The organism is Amycolatopsis silviterrae (assembly GCF_042684085.1).
Taxonomy (GTDB): domain Bacteria; phylum Actinomycetota; class Actinomycetes; order Mycobacteriales; family Pseudonocardiaceae; genus Amycolatopsis; species Amycolatopsis silviterrae.
In genome coordinates this window covers 327,763-349,330 of record NZ_JBHUKS010000023.1, presented here as the reverse complement: position 1 = coordinate 349,330, position 21,568 = coordinate 327,763, and the positions used below count along the sequence as shown (strand labels likewise).

General features: G+C 69.6%; 22 protein-coding genes and 1 tRNA gene. 10 read left to right on the top strand and 13 right to left on the bottom strand.

All coding sequences use genetic code 11. The features are described 5' to 3' along the window. Positions 1 to 31 precede the first annotated feature (31 nt). From ACFSVL_RS30020 to ACFSVL_RS30000, 5 genes are all read right to left on the bottom strand, one after another. On the bottom strand, positions 32 to 1,504 hold the full coding sequence (locus tag ACFSVL_RS30020) for an ABC transporter substrate-binding protein (protein WP_378308910.1): 1,473 nt from the start codon (positions 1,502 to 1,504) through the stop codon (positions 32 to 34). Then, positions 1,501 to 3,498 carry a hypothetical protein gene (locus ACFSVL_RS30015; RefSeq protein WP_378308909.1) on the bottom strand — a complete coding sequence of 666 codons (1,998 nt, stop codon included), beginning with the start codon at positions 3,496 to 3,498 and terminating at the stop codon, positions 1,501 to 1,503. Before ACFSVL_RS30015 ends, ACFSVL_RS30020 begins: the two co-directional genes overlap by 4 nt. A 201-nt stretch (positions 3,499 to 3,699) precedes the next feature. Further along, the gene (ispF, locus tag ACFSVL_RS30010; protein ID WP_378308969.1) at positions 3,700 to 4,164 is read right to left on the bottom strand and encodes a 2-C-methyl-D-erythritol 2,4-cyclodiphosphate synthase; all 465 of its coding nucleotides are present in this window, start codon (positions 4,162 to 4,164) and stop codon (positions 3,700 to 3,702) included. Between the two features lie 5 nt (positions 4,165 to 4,169). Continuing rightward, positions 4,170 to 4,826: an IspD/TarI family cytidylyltransferase gene (locus ACFSVL_RS30005; RefSeq protein ID WP_378308908.1), complete on the bottom strand. Its 657-nt coding sequence runs from the start codon at positions 4,824 to 4,826 to the stop codon at positions 4,170 to 4,172. A gap of 55 nt (positions 4,827 to 4,881) precedes the next feature. After that, positions 4,882 to 5,373 (bottom strand): CarD family transcriptional regulator, encoded by a 492-nt coding sequence (locus ACFSVL_RS30000; protein WP_184782632.1) that lies wholly within the window; start codon positions 5,371 to 5,373, stop codon positions 4,882 to 4,884. A 274-nt stretch (positions 5,374 to 5,647) separates the two neighbouring features. On the opposite strand from ACFSVL_RS30000, the gene ACFSVL_RS29995 reads away from it, so the two are divergent. Both ACFSVL_RS29995 and radA read left to right on the top strand, forming a co-directional pair. Further along, positions 5,648 to 6,328, top strand: a complete 681-nt coding sequence (locus ACFSVL_RS29995; RefSeq protein WP_378308907.1) for a hypothetical protein — start codon at positions 5,648 to 5,650, stop codon at positions 6,326 to 6,328. Between the two features lie 43 nt (positions 6,329 to 6,371). Then, positions 6,372 to 7,733, top strand: a complete 1,362-nt coding sequence (gene radA / locus ACFSVL_RS29990) for a DNA repair protein RadA (protein ID WP_378308906.1) — start codon at positions 6,372 to 6,374, stop codon at positions 7,731 to 7,733. Here radA and ACFSVL_RS29985 read toward each other — a convergent pair whose 3' ends face one another. From ACFSVL_RS29985 to ACFSVL_RS29960, 6 genes are all read right to left on the bottom strand, one after another. After that, positions 7,734 to 8,819, bottom strand: coding sequence for a hypothetical protein (locus ACFSVL_RS29985; protein ID WP_378308905.1), 1,086 nt, complete (start codon positions 8,817 to 8,819; stop codon positions 7,734 to 7,736). Next, complete coding sequence (locus ACFSVL_RS29980; RefSeq protein ID WP_378308904.1) at positions 8,816 to 9,421, bottom strand: RNA polymerase sigma factor; 606 nt, start codon at positions 9,419 to 9,421, stop codon at positions 8,816 to 8,818. The genes ACFSVL_RS29985 and ACFSVL_RS29980 overlap by 4 nt, the downstream gene beginning before the upstream one ends. A gap of 39 nt (positions 9,422 to 9,460) precedes the next feature. After that, complete coding sequence (locus ACFSVL_RS29975) at positions 9,461 to 9,994, bottom strand: hypothetical protein (protein WP_378308903.1); 534 nt, start codon at positions 9,992 to 9,994, stop codon at positions 9,461 to 9,463. A gap of 129 nt (positions 9,995 to 10,123) precedes the next feature. Further along, a complete protein-coding gene (otsB, locus tag ACFSVL_RS29970; protein WP_378308902.1) occupies positions 10,124 to 12,658 on the bottom strand; it encodes a trehalose-phosphatase in 2,535 nt (844 codons plus the stop codon). 41 nt (positions 12,659 to 12,699) lie between these two features. Next, positions 12,700 to 14,151: an alpha,alpha-trehalose-phosphate synthase (UDP-forming) gene (locus ACFSVL_RS29965; protein ID WP_378308901.1), complete on the bottom strand. Its 1,452-nt coding sequence runs from the start codon at positions 14,149 to 14,151 to the stop codon at positions 12,700 to 12,702. Positions 14,152 to 14,234: 83 nt separating this feature from the next. After that, positions 14,235 to 15,740, bottom strand: a complete 1,506-nt coding sequence (locus ACFSVL_RS29960) for a threonine/serine exporter family protein (protein ID WP_378308900.1) — start codon at positions 15,738 to 15,740, stop codon at positions 14,235 to 14,237. A gap of 209 nt (positions 15,741 to 15,949) precedes the next feature. On the opposite strand from ACFSVL_RS29960, the gene ACFSVL_RS29955 reads away from it, so the two are divergent. From ACFSVL_RS29955 to ACFSVL_RS29930, 6 genes are all read left to right on the top strand, one after another. Continuing rightward, a tRNA-Thr gene (locus tag ACFSVL_RS29955) sits at positions 15,950 to 16,022 on the top strand. Positions 16,023 to 16,174: 152 nt separating this feature from the next. Continuing rightward, on the top strand, positions 16,175 to 16,513 hold the full coding sequence (locus ACFSVL_RS29950) for a helix-turn-helix domain-containing protein (protein ID WP_378308899.1): 339 nt from the start codon (positions 16,175 to 16,177) through the stop codon (positions 16,511 to 16,513). A gap of 17 nt (positions 16,514 to 16,530) precedes the next feature. Then, entirely contained in the window at positions 16,531 to 17,379 is an 849-nt protein-coding gene (locus ACFSVL_RS29945; protein WP_378308898.1) for an ImmA/IrrE family metallo-endopeptidase, read from the top strand. Next, positions 17,379 to 17,993 (top strand): hypothetical protein, encoded by a 615-nt coding sequence (locus ACFSVL_RS29940; RefSeq protein ID WP_378308897.1) that lies wholly within the window; start codon positions 17,379 to 17,381, stop codon positions 17,991 to 17,993. The genes ACFSVL_RS29945 and ACFSVL_RS29940 overlap by 1 nt, the downstream gene beginning before the upstream one ends. A gap of 56 nt (positions 17,994 to 18,049) precedes the next feature. Then, a complete protein-coding gene (locus tag ACFSVL_RS29935) occupies positions 18,050 to 18,271 on the top strand; it encodes a ribbon-helix-helix domain-containing protein (protein ID WP_378308896.1) in 222 nt (73 codons plus the stop codon). Positions 18,272 to 18,274: 3 nt separating this feature from the next. Continuing rightward, positions 18,275 to 18,622 (top strand): type II toxin-antitoxin system PemK/MazF family toxin, encoded by a 348-nt coding sequence (locus tag ACFSVL_RS29930; protein ID WP_378308895.1) that lies wholly within the window; start codon positions 18,275 to 18,277, stop codon positions 18,620 to 18,622. A 5-nt stretch (positions 18,623 to 18,627) separates the two neighbouring features. Here ACFSVL_RS29930 and ACFSVL_RS29925 read toward each other — a convergent pair whose 3' ends face one another. Both ACFSVL_RS29925 and ACFSVL_RS29920 read right to left on the bottom strand, forming a co-directional pair. Then, positions 18,628 to 18,906, bottom strand: a complete 279-nt coding sequence (locus ACFSVL_RS29925; protein ID WP_378308894.1) for a hypothetical protein — start codon at positions 18,904 to 18,906, stop codon at positions 18,628 to 18,630. Between the two features lie 110 nt (positions 18,907 to 19,016). Beyond that, on the bottom strand, positions 19,017 to 19,928 hold the full coding sequence (locus tag ACFSVL_RS29920) for a LysR family transcriptional regulator (RefSeq protein WP_378308893.1): 912 nt from the start codon (positions 19,926 to 19,928) through the stop codon (positions 19,017 to 19,019). A gap of 89 nt (positions 19,929 to 20,017) precedes the next feature. On the opposite strand from ACFSVL_RS29920, the gene ACFSVL_RS29915 reads away from it, so the two are divergent. Together ACFSVL_RS29915 and ACFSVL_RS29910 are read left to right on the top strand one after the other, a co-directional pair. After that, positions 20,018 to 21,208 (top strand): cytochrome P450, encoded by a 1,191-nt coding sequence (locus ACFSVL_RS29915; RefSeq protein ID WP_378308892.1) that lies wholly within the window; start codon positions 20,018 to 20,020, stop codon positions 21,206 to 21,208. Positions 21,209 to 21,224: 16 nt separating this feature from the next. After that, on the top strand, positions 21,225 to 21,548 hold the full coding sequence (locus tag ACFSVL_RS29910) for a 2Fe-2S iron-sulfur cluster-binding protein (RefSeq protein WP_378308891.1): 324 nt from the start codon (positions 21,225 to 21,227) through the stop codon (positions 21,546 to 21,548). The last annotated feature ends 20 nt before the right edge of the window (positions 21,549 to 21,568 follow it).

The window sequence follows — 21,568 nt, the reverse complement described above, 5'->3', positions numbered from 1 at the left end:
GGTGCGATGCCGCCCGTTTGTGGCGTCCGGCTCAGCCGGACGGGACGTACAGCTCCACGAACTCCGGCGGCGCGTCGAGCCGGACCCGCAGGATCGGCACGGCCTTGTTCACCGGGTCGCCGCGGTCGTCGAACGAGATCCGGCCGCTCGCTCCGGGGACCGCGGTCTTTCCGTGCAGCCGGTTCTTGGCCTGCAGCACGTCCTGCGCGGTGACCTGGTCCGGCGACGACCGGGGGATGTTCCGGGCGGCCCAGATCACGGTCAGCGTCGCGTCGTGCGCCAGGATCGCGATGCCGTCGTCCAGCCGGTCCTTGGGGAAGACCGCGGTGAAACAGCCGTCGCACGCCGGTTCCTCGAAGCTCGCGATGGCCGCCTTGTTGAACGACTCCGGGTGGTCGCGCCAGGCCTGCGGATGCGCGAGGCCGGGGGCGAGCACGGTGACGTTCGACTGCAGGCCGCGGCGCATTTCCGGGCTGGGCGGGCCGACCTGGGCCAGGTCGCCGGTCAGCACGGTCAGGTGCCGGTCGAGGCACGGCCGCTGGGCGAGCTGCGCGACGAAGGACTTCAGATGGTCCTCGCGGCCGGCGAAGTACACGACGTCCGGATTGTCGCCGCAGATGTTGGGCATCATCTGCAGGAACGTGCTGGCCATCCCGGTCAGGCTGGAGTTGTAGAACTCGGTGCTCCCGACGATCCGGTGCGTCGAGTCGGCGAAGGTCTTGGTGAACGCCGTGGCCAGCGTCTTCGGGTACAGGTCGTCAGGGTTCTGGTCCTGTACGACGGTGGCGGTGCTCGCGGTCGGCTTCACGTAGCCGGCCATCGAGGCGCCGTAAGTGGAGCTGGTCGGGGACACCCGCAGGAAGCCCGGGATCTGCGAGAACTCGTCGGCGGCCAGATGCGAGGCGACGACCGGGATGCGGTTGTCGGACAGCTTCTGGATGGCGTTGCGCGCGGTGTCGAGGCTCAGCCCGATCCCGGTCACGCCCACGATCCGGTCGGCCGCGGTGCGGCTGATCAGGTCGTTGACCACCGGTTCCCACTGTTTGAGCTGGCTGCCCGGGTTGGCGAGCAGCAGCCGGATGAGCGGCGGGCCGCCCCACGACTGCGTCTTGTTGGCCCGGTGCTGCGCGACGTACGCCCCTTCGAGCTGATGGCGCACCCATTCGCGGGAAAGGATGTCGTTCTCGGTGAGCGTCATCGGCAGCAGCACCGCGATGGTCACGTACGGTTTCCCGCTTCCGACGGCGTCGGCATTTTCCTGATGAATTCTGTTTTCCACATCCGCGAGGTCGGGGGAGAACACGAATTCGCCGTCAGTCGTGCCAATGCATTCGGAATTCTCACCGCGTTCCTGGACGCCGGGGCCGCAGCTGTGGTTCGCCTCGACGACCGCGGGCACCACGACGAACGCCACCACGGCGAGGACCGCGACCAGCGCCACCACGCCGCCGCCCCACAGCCACTTCGCCCAGGACGGCCGGGGCGGTTTGATCCGTTGCGTCATCGGTAGCGCTCCGCTCGTTCGTGCAGCAGCATCGATCCTCGTCCCCGGCCCTGGGCCAGATGGTGGAATCCGCTCTCGATGGTGGCGTTGAGGGTGCCGCCCGGGTCACCGAGCGGATCGCGCGCGAGCCACAGCGAAACGACCAGCCACGCCACGGTGGTCTCCAGTTCGCCCTCCCATTCCCCGACGTGGTGCTGCACCTGGGTGTAGGGATCCGCGTTCTCCACCAGCCGGTTGGGCGCGGCGGTGATCGTGTCCAGTTCGGCGAGCCACGCCTCCGCGGTCGGCACGTCGAATTCGGCGTGCGGCGCGCTGAGCGGCTTGCACAGATGCGTCACCACCGCGTCGACGTTCTCGAGCGCGAGGTCGTGGTAGCGGGCGGCGGCGACCCGGCCGTTCTTCTCGTAGAAGTCGCGGCAGCGCGTGTGCACCTTCTCCCAGTTCAGCGGGTGATCGTCGGAACGCGAAGCCAGTTTCCGCAACAGCAGCCTGCGCAGCCACGGATGCAGGACGTACCGCGACGGATCGTCCGGATCCGCCCGCAGCCACAGCTGATCGGCGAGCTGCTTGAACAGCGGGCCCTCGCCCATCGGATTGCGCAAATCGAGAATTTCCTTGTGGAACAGCATTTCCACGTCGACCGCGGCGCTCGCGGTGACGAGTTCCTGGCGGCTCGCGGTCGAAAAGTCCTGCAGCAGGTAGTCGCACATCTCGGCGAGCAAAGTGGACTCGCCGCCGTCGGCCGCGGTTACCTTGGTGTACAAGGATTCCCGCAGAGTGTTCGGATTGGCCGGCTCGTATCGCACGGCGAGGGTCTGGAGCACCTCCTGCACCGCGCCGGGGTGCCCGTCGGTGAGCCGGGTCAGGAACCGCGGCAGTCGCGACGTCGGATGCACGTCGTGCGCGGCGGCGATGTCGACGACGTCACCGCTGGAAAGCGTGCCGAGTTCCAGCAGGTACCACGGGGTCCAGCGGTTGTCCGGCTGTCCGGGAATCCAGTCGGTCTCCACGTGCGCGGGCTGACGCGGCACCGGCCAGTCGAGCCCGCTGGTCCGGTGCTCCGGGTTCCGGCGGATTTCCCGGTCGCTGCCCGGATGCGCGGTGACCATCGACCAGCTTTCGCCCCAGTCCGGATTCCACGTCCGGCTCGTCGCGACCACCACCAGCGGGTCGGCCTCGTCCGGCGTGTGCCTGCGCGACTCGGCGAGCGCGCGCAGGAAGTCCTGTCCGCCCTTGGTGTGCGCGTTGTCCAGCAGTACCAGGCAGTTCAGCGTCCGGCGGCTGCCGGAGATGCCGGAGTACGCACGGCGCAGATCGGCGAGGAACGCGTCGCAGATGATCGCGTCGACCGCCGCCCGGTCCTCCTCGTCGCCGTGCGCGTGCTTGGCGATCTCGATCAGGAAGTCCTGGTGGTTGCCGTGTCCGGTCGGCATGGCCTTGACCTTGCCCATCAGCCGCCGCCGGTCGTACCAGCTGAGCCCGCGCAGCAGCAGGTCGGTCGCCTCGTTCCAGCCGGGAAGGTTGTTGCCGGACGTGACGCCGCCGACGAGCTTCACGACGTCCACGATCGCGTCGCGATTGCGTTCCAGCGGCTGGTTTTCCGCGATCAGGTCCCGGAGCTTGCGCAACGCGACCCTGCGGTCGCCGGTTTCCACCGGCGCGCTGAGCACGAGCATGCATAGCCACAGCCGGGGAAACGCGATACGGCCGAATTGCCGCCATTGCCTGCCGAGATCGAACGCCAGGTGCCCCAGCAGTTCCCTCGGCTGAATCTGCTCCCAGTCGCGCCGCTCGAAATCGACGAGCGCGTGCGGGATGTCCTCGCATCTGGTGCGCAATTCCTCCAGCAGCGCCGACTTCCCCGATCCGCGCACGCCGAGCGCCACCGCGATCGGCAACGGCCTGCTCTGCCCTCCTGGACGGGACAGCAGTTCTTCGACCAGCCTCCCGGTGATCGACCGTACTCCGGACAATCGATGCGCATCGACGGGCATCGTCCCCCTTTGGCCGGGCGGCCCCGCTCCCTGCCGCCGCAAACGTCGCTGAATAACTATAATGAGCCGTGCGGGCGCGCGCAGAAGTTAGCGCGGATCTTGCCCGATCGGCGAAGATCATTTCCCGTGGATCGGCTAGTACACGCTGGTCAGCTATCGGGGAAAATGGAATATCACGATTTCCCCGCGATCGAATTTCGCTCAGTCGCGGATCAAGAGCGCGGTCGCGACCGCCGCGATGCCCTCGCCGCGGCCGGTGAGCCCGAGCCCGTCCGAGGTCGTCCCCGACACGCTCACCGGGCCGCCGACGGCGTCGCTCAGCACCCGCTGCGCCTCGTCGCGCCGTTTCCCGATCCGCGGCTGGTTGCCGATGACCTGCACCGTCGCGTTGGCCACTTGCCAGCCCTCCGCCCGCAGCAACGCGCGCACCTCGACGAGCATGTCCGTGCCGTGCGCGCCGTCCATGCGCGGATCGCCGGTGCCGAATACCGCGCCGAGGTCGCCGAGGCCGGCGGCGGACAGCAGGGCGTCGCACAGCGCGTGCGCCGCGACGTCGCCGTCGGAGTGGCCCGCGCAGCCGTCGGCGTCCGGCCACCGCAGACCGGCCATCCAGCATTCGCGGCCCGGTTCGACCGGATGGACGTCGACGCCGTTGCCTACCCGCAGATCGGTCACAGGGGATCCTCTCGGTCCCCGCCGGCGACGAGCGCCTCGGCGAGGGTGAGTTCGAAGGCGCTCGCGACGCGCATCGCGTCCGGGTCGCCGGGGACGACGGCCGCGCCCGCGGTGTCCGCGACGCCGGGGTCGGCGGAACCGGCGAGCGCGGAGCGGAACGCGGACAGGGAGAATCCGATCGGGGTTTGCGCGCTGCGGAGACCGTCGCGATCCACCGTGGCGGTGACGATCCCGGTCTCGTCAGTGGTTTTCACCGTGTCGGACATCGGCAGCACCGGCACCGCGGCGGACGCGCCCGCCTTGACCGCGGCCAGCACGTGGCGGACCGTCCGTTGTGGAGTGAAGGCCCGCAGCGCGTCGTGCACCAGCACGACGGCGTCCGGGGAAAGAAGCGGCTCGACGGCGGAAAATACCCGCCGGAGCGATTCGCCGGAAATGACCCGGCAGCGAAGGCCGCTGAGCGCGTCCGAAAACGACTTCGCACACCGCTCGGGGGCTGCGGCGACCACCAGATCGATTTCCGGTGTGCCGAGCAGCCCCCGCACGGTGTGCGTGAGTAGTGCTGCACCACCGACCGCCGTGAGCGCTAGCTCGGGATCGGCCGGACGGTGCGCGACAGTCACGAACGCGACGCTGTGCACCTGAGGGTTCATCAGGTCGTGATCGTAGGGAACCGGTTGCCGCGGCGGCGAACCGGAGGACCCGGGGTCAGACCGTCGCGGTCTCTAGAACCTCGTCGAGGAGCGTTTCCGCCTTGTCCTCGTCGGTGCCCTCCGCGAGCGCAAGCTCGCTGACCAGGATTTGCCGTGCTTTCGCCAGCATGCGTTTCTCGCCGGCTGAAAGTCCGCGGTCCTTTTCTCGCCGCCAGAGGTCGCGCACCACTTCGGCCACCTTGTTCACATCGCCGGAGGCGAGCTTCTCCAGGTTGGCCTTGTACCGCCGAGACCAGTTCGTGGGCTCTTCGGTGTGCGGAGCACGCAGCACATCGAAGACCCTGTCCAGTCCTTCTTGCCCGACGACATCGCGCACGCCGACGATCTCGGCGTTGTCCGCGGGCACGCGAACCGTAAGATCCCCTTGCGCGACTTTGAGGACGAGGTACTTCTTTTCCTCGCCCTTGATCACGCGGGTCTCGATGGCTTCGATGAGTGCGGCACCGTGGTGCGGGTAGACGACGGTCTCTCCGACCTTGAAAACCATGTGTCCTCTGCCCCTTTCGCTGACTCCATCCTATCACGGCCCGTCGGCGGCCACCTAGCGACCCGGGATCGTCGTCGCAGGTCAGCGGCCTGAGCGGGGCTTGACAAACCGGTTTTCGCCGTGCTCATGCAGGTGAGCCGACAGCGCCCCGACCGGTGCCGTGGGATCCTTTGTGGACAGTCGATCGGCCGGGAACGCACACCGGTTCCGCGCGCGGAGAACCGCCCGGCTAGTCTTCGGGAAGGACGAGGCCGTGAAAGGGAAGGACTCTGACGTGAGGCTGCAGAATCGCCGCGTGCTCGGCGCAGGCGTGTCGGCGCTCGGCGCCGCACTCGTGCTCGCCGGTTGCGGAGCCGGTCAGATCACCCAGACCGACACCCAGCAGCCCGCCGTCAACGGCACCTACGCCCAGGTGAAGACGATCGTGCTGCGCGACGCCGCGGTGCAGTATCCGGCGCAGGGCCCCGGTTACGCGGCCGGTTCGCCCGCCCCGCTCACGCTCACCGTCGTCAACCAGGGCCAGAAGGACGACAAGCTCGTCTCGGTGACCTCCGAGGGCGCTTCCGCCCCCGCGCAGATCTCCGGGGACGCGACGATCGTCGCCGGCCACTCGCTCGTGATCGGCCCGGCCGACGCCGTCGAGCAGGGCGCTCCGGCCCAGTCCGAATCGGCGAACAGCACCCCGGCGTCGGAGACCAACTCCGCGGCCAACAGCGCGCCCAACTCGGCTCCGAACAGTGCGCCGAACTCCGCCACCGGCTCGGCGTCGAACGCGCCGGCGGCGGGCGAGAACGGCGGCGCGGCGAGCAAGCCCGGCACCGCCAAGGTCGTGCTGCCGGGCCTCAAGCAGCCGCTGTGGCCGGGCGCGACGCTCAAGGTCACCTTCACCTTCCAGAACGCCGGCCCGATCGTGGTCGAGCTGCCGGTCGCCGCGCCCGCCCACGCGGGATCCTGATCGCCGCCGCGGTTTTGTCGGTGCCCGCCGATAGCCTCGCGGCGTGGTGAAGAAGACCAGCACCGTCCACCGGTGCGCGGAATGCGGGTACGAAACGGCGAAGTGGGTCGGCCGCTGCCCGGAATGCCATGCGTGGGGCACGCTCGAGGAGCGCGGCTCCGCGAAACCGGCGATCGCGCGGGTGGCCGCCGGAGCCCCGAGCGCGCCCGCGCGGCCGATCGCCGAGGTCGACGTCGAGGCGGCCCGGGCGAAGGCCACCGGCGTGCCGGAACTCGACCGGGTGCTCGGCGGCGGGCTCGTGCCCGGCGCGGTCGCGCTGCTGGCCGGTGAGCCCGGCGTCGGCAAGTCCACGCTGCTGCTCGAGGTCGCCTATCAATGGGCGGTCACGGCCGGGCGTTCGCTGTACGTCACGGGCGAGGAATCCGCGGGACAGGTCCGGCTGCGCGCCGAGCGCACCGGCAATGTGCACGGCGAGATGTACCTCGCCGCGGAGAGCGACCTGTCCGCGATTCTCGGGCATGTCGACGCGGTGAAGCCGGGTGTGCTGATCGTCGATTCGGTCCAGACCATGGCGTCGCCGCAGGTCGAGGGCTCGCCGGGCGGGGTGACCCAGGTCCGCGCGGTCACCGCCGGGCTCGTCGCGCTCGCCAAGGAACGCGGGCTGCCGGTCGTGCTCGTGGGACATGTCACGAAGGACGGTTCGGTCGCCGGTCCGCGCGTGCTGGAGCACCTGGTGGACGTGGTGCTGCAGTTCGAGGGCGACAAGCACTCCACGCTGCGGATGGTGCGCGGCATCAAGAACCGGTTCGGCGCGGCGGACGAGATCGGCTGTTTCGAACTCACCGAGGAAGGCATCGTCGGGGTGCCGGACCCGTCCGGGCTGTTCCTGAGCCGGACGGCGGAACCGGTGCCGGGCACCGCGGTCACCGTCGCGGTCGAAGGGAAACGCCCGCTGCTGGGCGAGGTGCAGGCGCTGGTGTCGAGCAGCGGCATGCCACAGCCGCGGCGCGCGGTGAGCGGCCTCGATGCGGCGCGGATCGCCATGGTGCTCGCCGTGATGGAAAAACGCGGCCGGATGAAGCTGGGCGACAAGGACGTCTACGTCGCCACGGTCGGCGGCATGAAGATCACCGAGCCGGCGATCGACCTGGCGCTGGTGCTCGCGCTGACCTCGTCCCTGCACGACGTGGCCCTGTCGCCGCGGTTGGTCGCGGTGGGCGAGGTCGGGCTGGCTGGCGAGATCCGGCGGGTGCCGAACGTGGGCCGCCGGCTCGCCGAGGCGGCCCGGCTGGGCTTCACGCACGCACTGGTGCCGCCGGATTCCGGCAAGCTCCCGGACGGCATCCGGGTGCTGGAGGTGCCCGACGTGGCGAGCGCGTTGAACGCGGCGAACCACGCGAAATGATCAGTCCCCCGCCCGGTCGGTGGTCTCGTAGGAGAACTTCGCGGAGCTGGCCAAGGTGCCGGGCGGAAACCCGGTGACGGGGCTCGTGGCGAGCACCTGGACGTCGGTCAGCTGAGCCCGCGCCCGGTTGGCCGAGACGAGCACTTTGTACGGGCCGGCGGCTACCGAGTACTGCACGAAGTCCGGACCGATCTGCACCAGGTAGAAGCCGAGCACCGGATTGTCCATCGCTTTCAGGAGGGCACCCCGCAGCTCGCGCGACGCGTACCCGGAAGCGAGGACGTTCAGGATCATCCCGGTCGCCGACGGATAGCTGATGAGGTAGGGCCACCTCGAAGTGTCGTATCTGAGCGGCTGCGGCAGCGGCCCGTCGCTCGCGGGCGACAACTTCGGGGGGATGCGGTCCTTCATGAGGCGAGCGATCAGCGGGCTCGTGTCGGTCGGCAGGCCCGCGACGAATTCCGGGGTCGGGCGGGACCAGCCCGGCTGAGTGCCTTCAGGCGATTCTCCGGGGAAGCGGGAGTCGTGCTTGAACAGCCCGCCGGGCGCGGATTCCTCGGCCGTGGCCGGCCCGGGCAGTTTCGCGCTGTCCTTGGGGTCCCCGCCGAGCAGCGTCGGCGGTTCGGCCCGGGTCCAGCGGCGTTTCCAGATTCCGGCCGGGTCGGCCGGAATCCACAGGTCCACCTGGTCCTGGACCCGGAACGAACCGGCCCGGCTCACCAACGCGGCGCGGCTGTACTTGGTCACGACATGGGTGAACGGCGCACCCGGTTCGCGGGTGGCGCCCGGGCCCGCGGGTGCCAGCGTCGTCGGCGCGGTGGCGAGTTCCGTGGCCACGACCACGCCGCCGGTCAGCAGCGCGACGGCGGCGGCCACGGCGATCCATCGCCACGCGCCGGAGCGCTTTTTCTGTTGCGGGACAACAGGTTCGTCTGAATCGCTCGCGGCCGTGGCGGCCCGCATCAGGCTCGCGCGGGCCCGGTCGAGTTCCGCGCGGTCGGTGCTCGTCTCGTGCGGGTTCAGCGCGGCGAGGGCCTCGTCGAGTTCGGCGTCGGACCACAGATGCCGCACGGTGTCGTCGTTCACTGGTTCTTCGCCTCCTCGCGGGTCGATGTGGTGGGGTTGGTGCGCAGCCATCTGCGGATCCGGTGCAGTCTCGAGCGCACCGTGCCCGGCGGGATGCCGAGCGCCTCGGCGACTTCGACCGGTTCCAGCCCGGCCCACGAGACCAGCAGCAAGGTGTCGCGGTCAGCGGCGCTCAGCTTCGCGAGCGCACCGGCCAGCTGCGCCGCACGGGCCTGGGCGTCGACCTGTTCGGCGACCCGGGTGTCGTGCCCGCCCTGTCCGCGGTCGCCGGAGTTCGCGAGCCGCGCGGTGGCTCGCAGCGCCCGGGTTTCGCTGCGGATGTGGTGGCGCAGCAGGTTCGTCGCGATCCCGTACAGCCACGAGCGCGCGGTGCCCAGCTCCGGCTGGTACGAATCCCGCCGGCGCAGTGCGACGAGGAACGTCTCGGCGACGAGATCGTGCGCGGCATCCGGGCCGACGCGGCGCGCCAGGTAGCGGTGCATGGTCGCCGCGTGCATGTCGAACAGCCGCCCGAACGCCGGGGCGGGATCGGGACCGCCCAGGTCCGGGCGGTCTGGCGAGCCTGCCGACACCGGCTCGGGACCGTCATGGGTCACCTGCATACCTGTTCTTGCCCGCGGCGTCGGCGAGCGTTCACGGCGTCACCAGATGGGATGGTCGCTGAACTTCTCCAGCGTGCTCACCGACGGCCGGACGAACCAGAGCCCGGCGCTGTAGCCGATCAGGCCGATGGCGAAATTCGCGAACGTCGCGAGCAGTTCGGTGAAGCCGAGCCGGGCGTGGTCGCCCCAGAGATCCACCAGCGCGGACACCCCGAGCGCGATCAGGCAGCTGACCGACAGCGCGGTGAAACAGGCGGTGAGCGTCGCTCGGGTGCCGCGAGCACGGGCGATCACCAGGTAGTCGCCTTGCAGGCAGCGGCGCGCGGACAGCACCACCACCGCGATGGCGAGCACGGACAGCATCGGCAGCAGCAAAGCGGCGATCCCGAGCGGGCCGCGCGGCAGGCTGTGCCCGTGCAGCGGACGGTTGACGAACGCAGTGAGCCCGAACACCGCGAGCGTGCCGATCGTCAGCGCGACCCCGGTGACCACGGAAGCAGTGCGCACCCGGGCGGCGAACGACGCCGGCAGCGGGGCGTACTCCGCGGCCTGCTGCCCGTAGTACTGCTTCACGCACCACCTCCGCGCCGGCCACCCGAACGAATGTGCAAATGCTCGTGAAGACCACCTTAACGGAATGCGATTCCGGCAAGGCGGCCTTCACGGCACTTGTCACCGAGGCGTGCTAAGGGGCTTGCCTGATCAAGCCTTCTCTGCCAGCAGATTCGCGCAACGGATCAGGCCGATGTGCGAGTACGCCTGCGGGTGGTTGCCGAGCGAGCGCTCCGCGACCGGGTCGAACTGCTCGGGCAGCAGCCCGGTCGGGCCCGCCGCGTCGACGATCTGCGCGAACAGCTCCTCGGCCTCGTTGCGCCGACCGGTGCACAGGTACGCCTCGATCAGCCAGGCCGCGCAGATGTGGAAGCCGCCCTCGCCGCCGGGCAGGCCGTCGTCGCGCCGGTAGCGGTACACCGTGGAACCGCTGCGCAGTTCGGCCTCGATCGCCGTGACGGTCTTCTGGAACCGCTCGTCCGCCGGGTCGATGAGGCCGGTCAGGCCCACGAACAGGGACGCCGCGTCGAGGTCGGTGCCGTCGTAGGCGGTGGTGAACGCCTGCACCTCCTCGTTCCAGCCGTGTTCGAGCACGTCGGCCTTGATCTGGTCGCGCAGCTGGGGCCAGGCTCCCGGGACGCCGCGGCCGTACTCGTCGCCGAGCCGCACCGCGCGGTCGATGGTCACCCAGCACATCACCCGCGAGTACACCCGGTGCCGCGGCACGTGCCGCTCCTCCCAGATGCCGTGGTCCGGCTCGTTCCAGCGCCGCGTGACGGCCTCGGCCATCGCGCGCACCATCTGCCAGTCCTCGTCGCGCAGTTCGCCGCGCACCTTCGCCAGCGTCGCGACCAGTTCCACGACCGGGCCGAACACGTCGAGCTGCACCTGGTGGTTGGCCAGGTTGCCGACGCGCACCGGCCGCGAACCGGCGTACCCGGGCAGCGATTCGATGACCGCCTCCGCGCCGATGACGCTGCCTGCCAGCGTGTACAGCGGGTGCAGCCGCTCCGGGCCGGCAAGAGTGGCCAGCACGCCGTGCAGCCACTTCAGGTAGCCCTCGGCCTCCTCGTGCGAACCGAGGTGCACCAGCTCCCGCACCGTCATCGCGGCGTCGCGGACCCAGCAGTAGCGGTAGTCCCAGTTGCGGACCCCGCCGATCTCCTCCGGCAGCGACGACGTCGCGGCGGCCAGCACACCGCCGGTGTCGGTGTTGACCAGCCCGCGAAGCGTCAGCGCGGAGCGGCGCACCAGTTCGGTTTGCACGGTCGGCAGCTTGAGCTTCGCCGCCCAGTCGCTCCAGTACCGGCCCGCCCGGTCCCGGCGGTCCACTTCGGACAGTTCGTGGACGCTGAAATCCGTGGTGCCGCATCGCAATTCGAGCACGACCGGGGCTTCCGGGGCCGGCTGGACGAGCGCGGTCGCGGTGTCCTGCAGGCCGTCGGAGGTGATCGACCATTCGACGCCGGGCGAGCGCAGCACGAACGGCTCCGACGTGCCCAGCACGCGCAGGCCCTCGTCCTCGGCGACCAGCCGCACCGGCACGCCGCCGAATTCCGGCCGGGGCGCGAACACGACCTGCGCCACCGCCTCGCCGGAGATCACGCGCACGAGATCGGTGCGGTGCCCGGGGCTTTCCGGTTCGAGATAGTCCGTGACGAGCAGCCGCGACCAGCGCGTTTCGACCGTCATCGTGTTCGGCAGATACCGCTGGCCGAGCGGGAGCCCGTTGCGGTGCGGTTTGATCGAGAAGTGCCCGGCACCAGGGCCGCCGAGCAGATCGGCGAACACCGCGGGAGCGTCCGGACCGGGGTGGCACAGCCAGGTCAGCTTCGCGTCCGGCGTCACCAGCGCGACCGAGCGCTCGTTGGCAAGCAGCGACAGCCGCTCGATCGGCGGGGCGGACTCGCCGTACAGCCAGTTGCGCCGCTCTTCCAGGAGGAACGCGAGCACCATCGCGACGTCGACGGTGTCGGGCACGTGGTACTCGGCGAGCGATTCGCCGTCGCCGACCTTGATGCCGAGGTCCGGCCCGGACAGCCGGGCGAACGCCTTCTCGTCGGTGACGTCGTCGCCGAGGAACACCGCCGCGGTGGCCCCGACCTGGTGGCGAAGGGTGTCGAGGGCATTGCCCTTGTCGGTCTTCACGACCGCGAGCTCGACGACTTCCTTGCCGTCGGTGGTCGTGACGCCGTCCCAGGTCGCCGGGCCGTTGTGCACGTCCGAGAGCACGCGGCGGCCGGCGTTGTGCTCGGCGCGGCGCACGTGCACCGCGATGCTCGCCGGCTTGACCTCCAGCGACACCCCCGGCACGTCGAGCACCAGCTGTTCCAGCTCGTGTTCGAGCCGCCGGTGCAGCGCCTTCGCGTCCTCGTCGAGCGCGTGGATGAAGCCGATGTCGAACTCGGAGCCGTGGCTGCCGACCAGGTTGACCTCGGCGGGAAGCCGCGACAGCGTCGCGAGATCGCGCAGGGCCCTGCCGGAAATCACGGCGGTGGTGGTCTCGTGCAGGCCGGCGAGAGATCTCAGCGCACCGACGGACTCGGGCAGCGGGCGTGCCTCGTCCGGGTTCGCGGTGATGGGGGCCAACGTGCCGTCGTAGTCGCAGGCGACCAGCAGGCGCGGGGTACGGGCGATCTGCACGATCGCGCGCCGTAGTTCCGCGGGCAACGCCTCGGCGGTCAACACTCCTCCTCAGGAGGTCCAGCGCGGTACGGGGGAGGGGGTCAGTCGGCCGGTTCGGCACCCAGCGCCTGGAGGAACGAACGCGCCCACCGGTCGACGTCGTGGGTGAGGACCTGGCGACGCATGGCGCGCATCCTGCGTCGGCCCTCGGCGGGGTCGAGCGTAATGGCAGCCGCCAACGCGTTCTTCACCCCGTCCAGATCGTGCGGATTGACGAGGAACGCGCTGGTCAGCTCGGCCGCCGCGCCGGCGAACTCGCTCAGCACCAGCGCACCGCCCAGGTCCGGGCGGCACGCGACGTACTCCTTGCAGACCAGATTCATCCCGTCGCGCAGCGGCGTCACGACCATGACGTCGGCGGCGGAGAAGAAGGCGGCCAGCTCGGTGCGGTTCACCGACTGGTGCAAATAGTGCACGACCGGGTGGCCGACGCGGGCGAACTCGCCGTTGATCCGGCCGACCATCTGCTCGATCTCGCCGCGCATCCGCTGGTAGTGCTCGACGCGTTCGCGGCTCGGCGTGGCCAGCTGCACGAACGTGACGTCGCCGGGTTCGAGGCGGCCCTCGTGCAGCAGCTCGTGCAGGGCCTGCAGCCGCAGGTCGATGCCCTTGGTGTAGTCGAGCCGGTCGACGCCGAGCAGCACCGTTTTCGGATTGCCGAGGTCGCGGCGGATCTGCTTGGTGCGCTCGACGACCCCCTTGCTGCGGGCGAGGGTGTCGAGGCCTGCCGCGTCGATCGAGATCGGGAACGCGCCGACGCGCACGGTGCGGTCGCCGACCTGCACCATGCCCGGCCGGGACCGGACGCCGACCGCGCCGCGGGTGGGTTCGAGGCCGACCAGCTGGCGGGCCAGCCACAGGAAGTTCTGCGCGCCGCCGGGCCGGTGGAAGCCGATCAGGTCCGCGCCGATCAGGCCGCGCACGATCTCCGCGCGCCACGGGAGCTGCATGAACAGCTCGACCGGCGGGAACGGGATGTGCAGGAAGAACCCGATCCGCAGGTCGGGCCGCAGCTCGCGGAGCATCGTGGGGACGAGCTGCAGCTGGTAGTCCTGGATCCACACGGTCGCCCCGTGCGCGGCGACGGTGGCGCTGGCCTCGGCGAAACGGCGGTTGACCTTCACGTAGCTGTCCCACCACGACCGGTCGAAGACCGGCCGGGCGACGACGTCGTGATACAGCGGCCAGAGCGTCGCGTTGGAGAAGCCCTCGTAGTAGTCGCGGACCTCGGCCGAGGTGAGCGACACCGGGTGCAGGACGAGCCCGTCGTCGTCGAACTCGTCCACCTCGACGTCCGGTACGCCCGGCCAGCCGACCCACGCGCCCTTGCGGGACCTCAGGAACGGTTCGAGCGCCGAGACCAGACCGCCGGGACTGGCGGTCCAGCGTTGTTCGCCGCCGTCGGTGCGTTCCAGGTCGACGGGCAGCCGGTTGGCCACCACGACGAAGTCCGCGGACGGTGCGCTGTTCCGTTCGGCGATCGCGTCAGTCACTCCAGCTGCTCCCTCGTCATCGGCGGGTCGCGGCCCCACTGGAACCCTAGCGCGCGCGGAGTGACCGGCCGGTGACCAACTGGTTACTCCAAACGCCGTTCGGTCGGTTCCATCGGCCCGGCGAGGCGGGGTCCGGAGAGCCTGCGCTCGAGCCTGCCGAGCCCGGTGCGCACCGGCTGGGCGAGGTATTCGCCCAGTACAACGCCCGCCGCGAGGGCGAGCCCGACGGCGACCGCGGTCATCAGGGTCGAGATGTTGCCGCCCGGCACCACCGCTAATTGGTATAGACCACGATAGGTCGAGAGACCGGGGAGCAGCGGAGTGATCCCGGACACGGCTACCACGAGCGGAGTAACCTTCAGCCGCCGCGCCATCACGCCGCCGCAGAACCCGACGAGCGTCGCCGCGATCGCCGAAGCGCTCACCGCGTCGAGCGTCGCGAGGATCAGCGCGCCGTACACGAGCGCCCCGATCGCGCCCGCCGCGGCGGCGACGAGCATCGCGCGCAGCTTCGAGTACGAGGCGAGCGCGAAGCAGGCGGCCGCGCCCGCTCCGCCGATGACGATGATCGGCAGATCCTGCGCGGTCGAGATGGGGACGTCGGGCAAGGGGGTGCGCGGCAGTTCGAGCATCACCGCGATCCGCAGCGCGAGCACGACGCCCGCGATCAGCCCGGCACTCATCAACGCCGTTTCCATCGTGCGGCCGGACGCGGTGACGTAGTACCCGGTGATCCCGTCTTGCACCGCGGACACCGTGGAGAGCCCGGACAGCAGCACGGTGACCGCGGCGGCGACCACCAGCGTCGGCCGGTCGGTGGTGAGGATGTTGCTGCTGACGATGATCATCGCCGACAGCGTCGCGATCAGCCCGCCGACCACCTGCTGGAAGAAGAACGGCAGGTTGACCTTGTTGAGCAGCCTGCCGATCCGGTCGATCGCGGCGGAGATGACGACCGCGACGAGCGCGATGTCGAGCCCGCCGCCGAGCAGCAGCGTGATGAACCCGGCCAGCCCGCCCCAGGCGGCGGTCGCGGTCCAGCGCGCGTACGGGTGCGGCGCGGACGTGATCCGGTCCAGTTCGGTGACCGCTTCCTCGGCGCCGGTGTTGCCGCGGACGATCTGCCGCACGAGCGCCTCGGTCTCGGTCAGCCGCGTGTAGTCGAGGCTGCGCGTCCGCACGACCCGCAACGCGGTGACCGGCGCGAGGTCGGTCCCGCGGTGACAGGTGACGGTGATCGACGTGAAGATGACGTCGACCTCGCAGTGCGGCAGCCCGAGCGCCGAGGTGAGCGCGAGAATCGTCGCGGTGACGTCGGACGCGCCGGCGCCGCTGGACATCTGCACTTCGCCGATCCGCAGGGTGAGATCCAGAACGAAGTTGACGGTCGCGTCGTCGGGCGGCTTGGGCCCGATCGCCTCCTCGGACTCGACGGCGGGCTGCTCCGCCGTCGGGGCCTCGAGAATGTGCCAGGCGCGCCGGCGCAGCAAATTCGGCCGGTGGCGCTGGTTTGACCGCGGGTGCGGAGGCTCGAGAACCGGCCACCGTCTGCGCGCTGCCCCCTGGCCGGCACGCTCGTTGATCTTCATGATCGATCCCCACCTCCTCGTTCGTTCCCGGGGACCATCGGCCGTACCGCCCCAGCTGTTGCAGTGGCGTCCGCCACATCTGATCACGATCGTGCCGGATGCGATGGGATCGCGCCGGTTTTCGCCGTTGACCTGGGCGTTGGGGCGGGTTGTCCGGGTGCGTGCGAAGCGGCCCGATATACTTTTGGCGCGCCCGTCATCGGGTGCGCGCCGGTATAGCTCAGTTGGTAGAGCATCTGTCTTGTAAACAGAAGGTCAGGGGTTCGAACCCCCTTGCCGGCTCCGTAACGCGGGCTTTGTGCACCGCTGATCCGATGGTTCCGCTCGGCAGTAATCCGAAGGTGTTGGCGTGCCCTTTTGCGGGTGTGGTGAGCGTGCGGGTGGGCTAGACTGAATCAGTCGGCGGGGATGTGATTCAACCCGGGAGGAGGGCCGTGAGTTCACCACACGCGGGTGCGCGCATCGAGCGCGCCATCGAAGCTGCTGGGCTGAGTCAGCGTGCTCTTGAGAAAGCGACGGGCATCTCGCAGTCCACGCTGTCGCGGATTGTTTCGGGTGCTCGCCCGGCGAAGATGCCGGAGATCGCCGCGATCGCGCGTGCGGTCGGGGCCACGGTCGCCGAGCTGGCGGGTTCGGGTTCGGTGGCCGCGCGGGTGCAGTGTGCCGCACGGGCGACGAACGGATCGGACATGCAGCGGATGCGCGAGACGCTGCTGCATTACCTGGAGCTGGACGCGTACCTGGACGACCAGGCTGTGCCGGCCACGGTGTGAGGGCGGCGAAGGTGGCTGTGGAGACCTCGGAGACCTCGGAGGCCGAGGGCCGCGCCGCGGCGGAGGCGTTTCGTGCCGAGCATGGCCTGGCACTGCAACCGTTGGGCGATCTGGTGGCGTTGATCGAGCAGGTCACCGGGTTTGATGTCGCGGTGCTGGAGACCGGGCCGGATGAGCACGGCCTGACGATGCGGGATCCGGTGCGCGACGCCGTGTTCATCGGAGTCGCGTGCACCCGCCGTCCGATGCGGCAGCGCAGCACCCTCGCGCACGAACTCGCGCACGTGTTGTTCGGGGACTGGACCGACGATCACGACGGCGACTGGGCGGACCGGCGGTACGAGGAACGGCGCGCGGATGCGTTCGCCCGCCACCTTTTGCTTCCGCTGGACGGGGTCGGCCAGTTCGTCGCGGATCGGGGCTTCACTCCGGCGACGCTGTCGAACGTCGTCCAGTGGTTCCTCGCCTCGCCCGCCATGGCCGTGATCCAGTTGCACGAAGGCAAGCACATCGACGTTGCGGTCAAAGACCAGTGGATGGCCACCACCACGCCGCAGTTGGCGGCCAGATTCGGCTGGAGCGACCAGTACGCCGCGCTGCAAGCCGAGTCCGATCATCCGCGTGCCCCGCAGCGGCTGCTTGCCCGGGCGATCGTCGGTTACGCGGAATCCGTGGTGCCGGTCCAGACTATCGCCACCCTGCGCGGGGTCCGCGCCGCGGAGGCTGAGGCCGAGCTGCGCGGTGCCGGTGTCGTGCCCGCTCCGCAGCGGGTTTCCTGGGCCGAAGCCGGCGACGTGCCCGACGCCGAGGTCGACCTGGCCGAGCTGGACCGCGACCTTGCTGCTCCGGAGGATCGCGAGGGCTGATGACTCAGCGGCCGATCATCGACGCCGGCCCGAGCCTGAATTTCCTGTCTATCAACCAGGAACGACTGCTCATCCGCGTGCTCGGACAGTTGTCGGCACCGGAGACGGTGCAGGACGAGGTGCTGCGGAAAGCGAGTCAGGACGCGAGGTTTCGCGCGGCTGACGCGGTTTGGCGCAAGCTGACCCCGAAGTGGGTGCGGGTGCTGTCCGACGACCCGACGCCGGAGCTGACGGCCGTGATCGAGCGGATCACCCGGCTTCCCGCGCTGCAGCGGCTTCAGCAGTCGAGGGACCTGGGTGAGCTGATGGTGGTCGCGCACGCCGTCGTCGCCGCGGAATCGGGGCAGACCGTGCGGGTGCTGATCGACGACGGACAGGGTGCGCGGCTGGCCACCGCCGAGGCTGCCCGGCTGGAGCGCCTGCGGTCTCAGGGGAAGCCGGTCGGCGCGGTCGAGTTGGTGAGCACGGTGACGGTTCTTGAGATCGCCGCGCTGAAGAGGCTGGTCGTCGACCGTGGCGCGATGGGTGACCTGTACGGACGGATGCGAAAGCTCGACGACGGCCTTCCTCCGATCGGCCAGACCCGGCTGCTGCTGAGCCAGGTGTGGTCCTGACTCGGGTGCTACTCGTGGGTGGTCAGCCGGGTAATACCCGGGGTAGCATGACGGGTATGAAGGTTAGTGTGAGTCTTCCTGAGGAGGACGTGCGGTTCCTCGACGACTATGCCAAGGAGCAGGGCATCGAGTCTCGGTCCGCGGCACTGCACCAGGCGGTGTCGTCCTTGCGCGCGAGGCGGCTCATGGATGCCTACGAGGAGGCGTGGACGTCCTGGGGCGAGTCGGGCGAGGCCGAGGCGTGGGACGTCGTGGTCGGCGACGGACTGGAGTCCTGAGCCGTGCGGCGTGGGGAGATCCGGTTCGTTCAGCTTGATCCGGTGCGGGGCGCGGAGTCGAGCAAGACCCGGCCCGCGGTGATCGTCAGCAATGACATGGCGAACATGACGACCGAGCGTCTCGGCCGCGGCGTGGTGACGGTGGTGCCGGTGACCTCGAATGTGGAGCGGGTGTATCCGTTCCAGGTGCTGTTGCCTGCCGCGGAGACTGGCCTGTCGCGGGATTCCAAGGCGCAGGCTGAGCAGGTTCGTTCGGTCGCGGTGGAGCGGGTCGGCGGCAAGTGCGGGAGCCTTACCGGCGAGCAGATTCGTGGGCTGGATCAGGCGTTGCGCCTGCACCTCGGTCTTTGAGGCGGTCAGGCGGCGGACTGTGGGAAGTCGGTGGCCGGCAAGTCGATCGCGGCTCGGCCGGCGTCGGTGAGGAGTGCGGGGACGCGCTCGCCACGGCGGCCGGCGCGCAGCGGGATCACCAGGGCGAGCCGGGCTAGGCGGTGGGCGGTGAACTGGTCGCAGCACGCGACGCCGTCGATGTAGAGGTCGGGTTCGCAACTGCAGGTCATCTCGGCGCGGCCGAGGCCGACGGCGGTGAGAGTGGCTCGCTCGCGATGGTTCAGCGGGAGGATCTGGGCCGTCATGACTGCCTCGCTGGTGGGGATTCGCTTAGTGCTTGTCTCCCACTGTCCGAGATCCATCTGGTGCCAGCCAGCTCCAGTTTCGGGCCTATTTTCTGGTACCAGTTGACGGCTCAGCCGTGGCGGCGAGGGTCCAGCTGCTCGGCGTTGCGGGTGGCGAAGGCCGCCAGTGCCGCGGCGCGGTCGTTGAGCCGGACCTCGCGGGACCACATCATCAGCACGTGTGCGGCCGGGATCGCGGGGGTGATCTCGCACAACGCGACCGGCAGGTCTTCGTAGGACCGGTTCACCGCGGGGCGCTGGATCAGCACCGAATAGCCGAAACCGCGTGCGACGAGCGAGCGAGTCAGCTCGAAATCGGTGGTTCGCTGCTCCACACGGGGCTCGATGCCGGCGCGCTCGAACAGCATCCGGGTGTGCTGGGCGGCGGGTGGGAGGTCCAGCATGATCATGGGCTCGTCCGCCAGTTCGGTGACGGACACCGTCTCGCGGTGCGCCAGCCGGTGCCCGGCGGGCAGCAGCGCATACGGCGGCGCGCTGTACAGCAGCACCGAATCAAGGCCGTCGGGCAACGCGATGTCGTAGCCGATCGCCAGGTCGAGGCCGCCGGCGAGGAGGCGTTGCGGCAGTTCGGCCTGATTGCCGGTGACCACGGACAGGTCCACGCGTGGATGGTGGTCGCGGACCCATTTCATGAGGATGGGGACGATCGTCGGCGCGACGGTCGAGTAGCAGCCCAGCACTAGCGGGCCGGCGAGTTCGGCGGCGGCAGCGAGTTCGAGTTCGTCGGCCTCGCGCAGGAGCGCGGCGATCCGCGTGCGCAGATACTGGCCGGTCGGGGTGAGCGTGATGCCGTGTGCCTTGCGGCGCACTACGAGCTGGCTGTTCAGAATGCGCTCCAGTTCGGTGAGCGCTGAGGCGACCGCGGTCGGCGTGACGTGCAGGGCAGCCGCTGCCGAGGAGATCGATTTCGCCTCCGCGACGGCGGCGAAGTACTCGAGCTGACGCAGGGTGTAGCGCGGCATAACCAACCTCTGGTGTGGTTATTGGCAGGTTATTTGGACTTTACCTGTGGTGGTGCGCCGCACCAGGCTGATCGTCGAGGAGGTCGACGATGACAACCGAAACCACGGCGGCGCGCGAAATCCCGACAGCGGAGTGGGTGGAGATCCCAGCCCTGTACGCCGATCCGTACCCGATCTACCAGCGATTGCGGGAGAGCGCGCCGATCCACTGGGTCCCCGCGGTCGACCGTTGCCTGGTCGTGGGGTACGAGGCCAGCCACGAGATCGAGTTGGACCAGGAACGCTTCTCCGCCGACGAAGAGCAGTCGCTGATGAAGCGCGCGATGGGCCACAGCATGCTGCGCAAGGACGATCCCGAACACGACCTGGAGCGCAAGGCTTACGGCGGCGTGCTGCGGCCGAAAGCGATCAAGCAGCAGTGGGAAGCGGTCTTCGAACGCAACTACCGCACCTACGCGGAACGGTTGCGTGCCGCCGGGCCAGGCGCGGATCTGGTCGCCGAATTCGCCGCGCCGTACGCGGCGGAAAACCTGCGTACCGTTCTCGGCCTCGACAATGCGTCCCCGGAGGATTTGCAGCGCTGGTCCCAAACCCTCATCGACGGCACCGGAAACTACGCCGACGATCCGGGGGTCTGGGCGGCCGCGGAGCGCTCGTCGCGCGAAGTCGACGAGGCAATGGACGAAATGCTGCCGGTGTTGCGCGACAAGCCCGACGGCAGTCTGTTGTCGGTGCTCGGGGCTTCCGGAATGCCGCTGGAAGCGTTGCGGGCCAACATGAAAATGACCATCGGAGGCGGGCTCAACGAACCGCGGGACGCAGTCGCGACCACGGTGTGGGCGCTACTCAAGCACCCTGACCAGCTGGCGACTGTTCTGGCGCAGTCGCGATGGCAGGACGCTTTCGAGGAATGCCTTCGCTGGACCGCGCCGATTGGTATGTATCCGAGGCAGACGACGCGGGACACCGAAGTGGCGGGCATGGCGATCCCGCGCGGCACCCGGCTGGGCATCGTGATCGGTGCGGCGAATCGTGATCCGGAGGTGTTCGACGATCCGGAGTCCTATGACATCGACCGGCCGCGCAAACCGCATCTCGCGTTCGGCGGCGGCAACCATTTCTGTGCTGGAGCCTGGGTCGCCAGGACGTCGGTGGTCCGGGTCGCGCTGCCGCGGCTGTTCGCCGATTTCCCGGGGCTGCGGCTGGATCCGGCGCACCCCGCGACCGTCGGCGGCTGGGTTTTCCGCGGCGTGCTGACCCTGCCCGTGCACTGGGACTGACCCCGAGGAGCTTCGCATGCCCAAGGTCACTTTTCATCACGACGGCGGAGCCAGCACCGTCGACGTGCACGCTGGCACCACTGTGATGCGCGCGGCTGTCGAGAACGGCGTCGACGGAATCGTCGGCGAATGCGGTGGGCAAGCCATGTGCGCGACCTGCCACGTGTATGTCCGCGAGCATTGCCTTTCCACCTTGCCGCCGCGGTCGGAGGACGAGGAGGAAATGCTCGAATGCACTGCGGCACCGAGAGATGAGCGACGCAGCCGTCTCGGCTGTCAGCTCACACTTGGCGGTGCGCTCGAAGAGATCGAGGTCGATCTGCCCGAAACGCAGCTCTGAATCGGCTGCCCGGCTCCGGA

What these genes read in the sequence shown, in the direction of transcription:
- ACFSVL_RS29915 (WP_378308892.1), top strand. Translation starts at nt 20,018, where the DNA reads ATGACAACCGAAACCACGGCGGCGCGCGAAATCCCGACAGCGGAGTGG.
- ACFSVL_RS29960 (WP_378308900.1), bottom strand. Translation starts at nt 15,740, where the DNA reads ATGAAGATCAACGAGCGTGCCGGCCAGGGGGCAGCGCGCAGACGGTGG.
- ACFSVL_RS30000 (WP_184782632.1), bottom strand. Translation starts at nt 5,373, where the DNA reads ATGGTTTTCAAGGTCGGAGAGACCGTCGTCTACCCGCACCACGGTGCC.
- ACFSVL_RS30015 (WP_378308909.1), bottom strand. Translation starts at nt 3,498, where the DNA reads ATGCCCGTCGATGCGCATCGATTGTCCGGAGTACGGTCGATCACCGGG.
- ACFSVL_RS29980 (WP_378308904.1), bottom strand. Translation starts at nt 9,421, where the DNA reads ATGCAGGTGACCCATGACGGTCCCGAGCCGGTGTCGGCAGGCTCGCCA.
- ACFSVL_RS29910 (WP_378308891.1), top strand. Translation starts at nt 21,225, where the DNA reads ATGCCCAAGGTCACTTTTCATCACGACGGCGGAGCCAGCACCGTCGAC.
- ACFSVL_RS29935 (WP_378308896.1), top strand. Translation starts at nt 18,050, where the DNA reads ATGAAGGTTAGTGTGAGTCTTCCTGAGGAGGACGTGCGGTTCCTCGAC.
- ACFSVL_RS29920 (WP_378308893.1), bottom strand. Translation starts at nt 19,928, where the DNA reads ATGCCGCGCTACACCCTGCGTCAGCTCGAGTACTTCGCCGCCGTCGCG.
- ACFSVL_RS29925 (WP_378308894.1), bottom strand. Translation starts at nt 18,906, where the DNA reads ATGACGGCCCAGATCCTCCCGCTGAACCATCGCGAGCGAGCCACTCTC.
- ACFSVL_RS29940 (WP_378308897.1), top strand. Translation starts at nt 17,379, where the DNA reads ATGACTCAGCGGCCGATCATCGACGCCGGCCCGAGCCTGAATTTCCTG.
- ACFSVL_RS30005 (WP_378308908.1), bottom strand. Translation starts at nt 4,826, where the DNA reads ATGAACCCTCAGGTGCACAGCGTCGCGTTCGTGACTGTCGCGCACCGT.
- ACFSVL_RS30020 (WP_378308910.1), bottom strand. Translation starts at nt 1,504, where the DNA reads ATGACGCAACGGATCAAACCGCCCCGGCCGTCCTGGGCGAAGTGGCTG.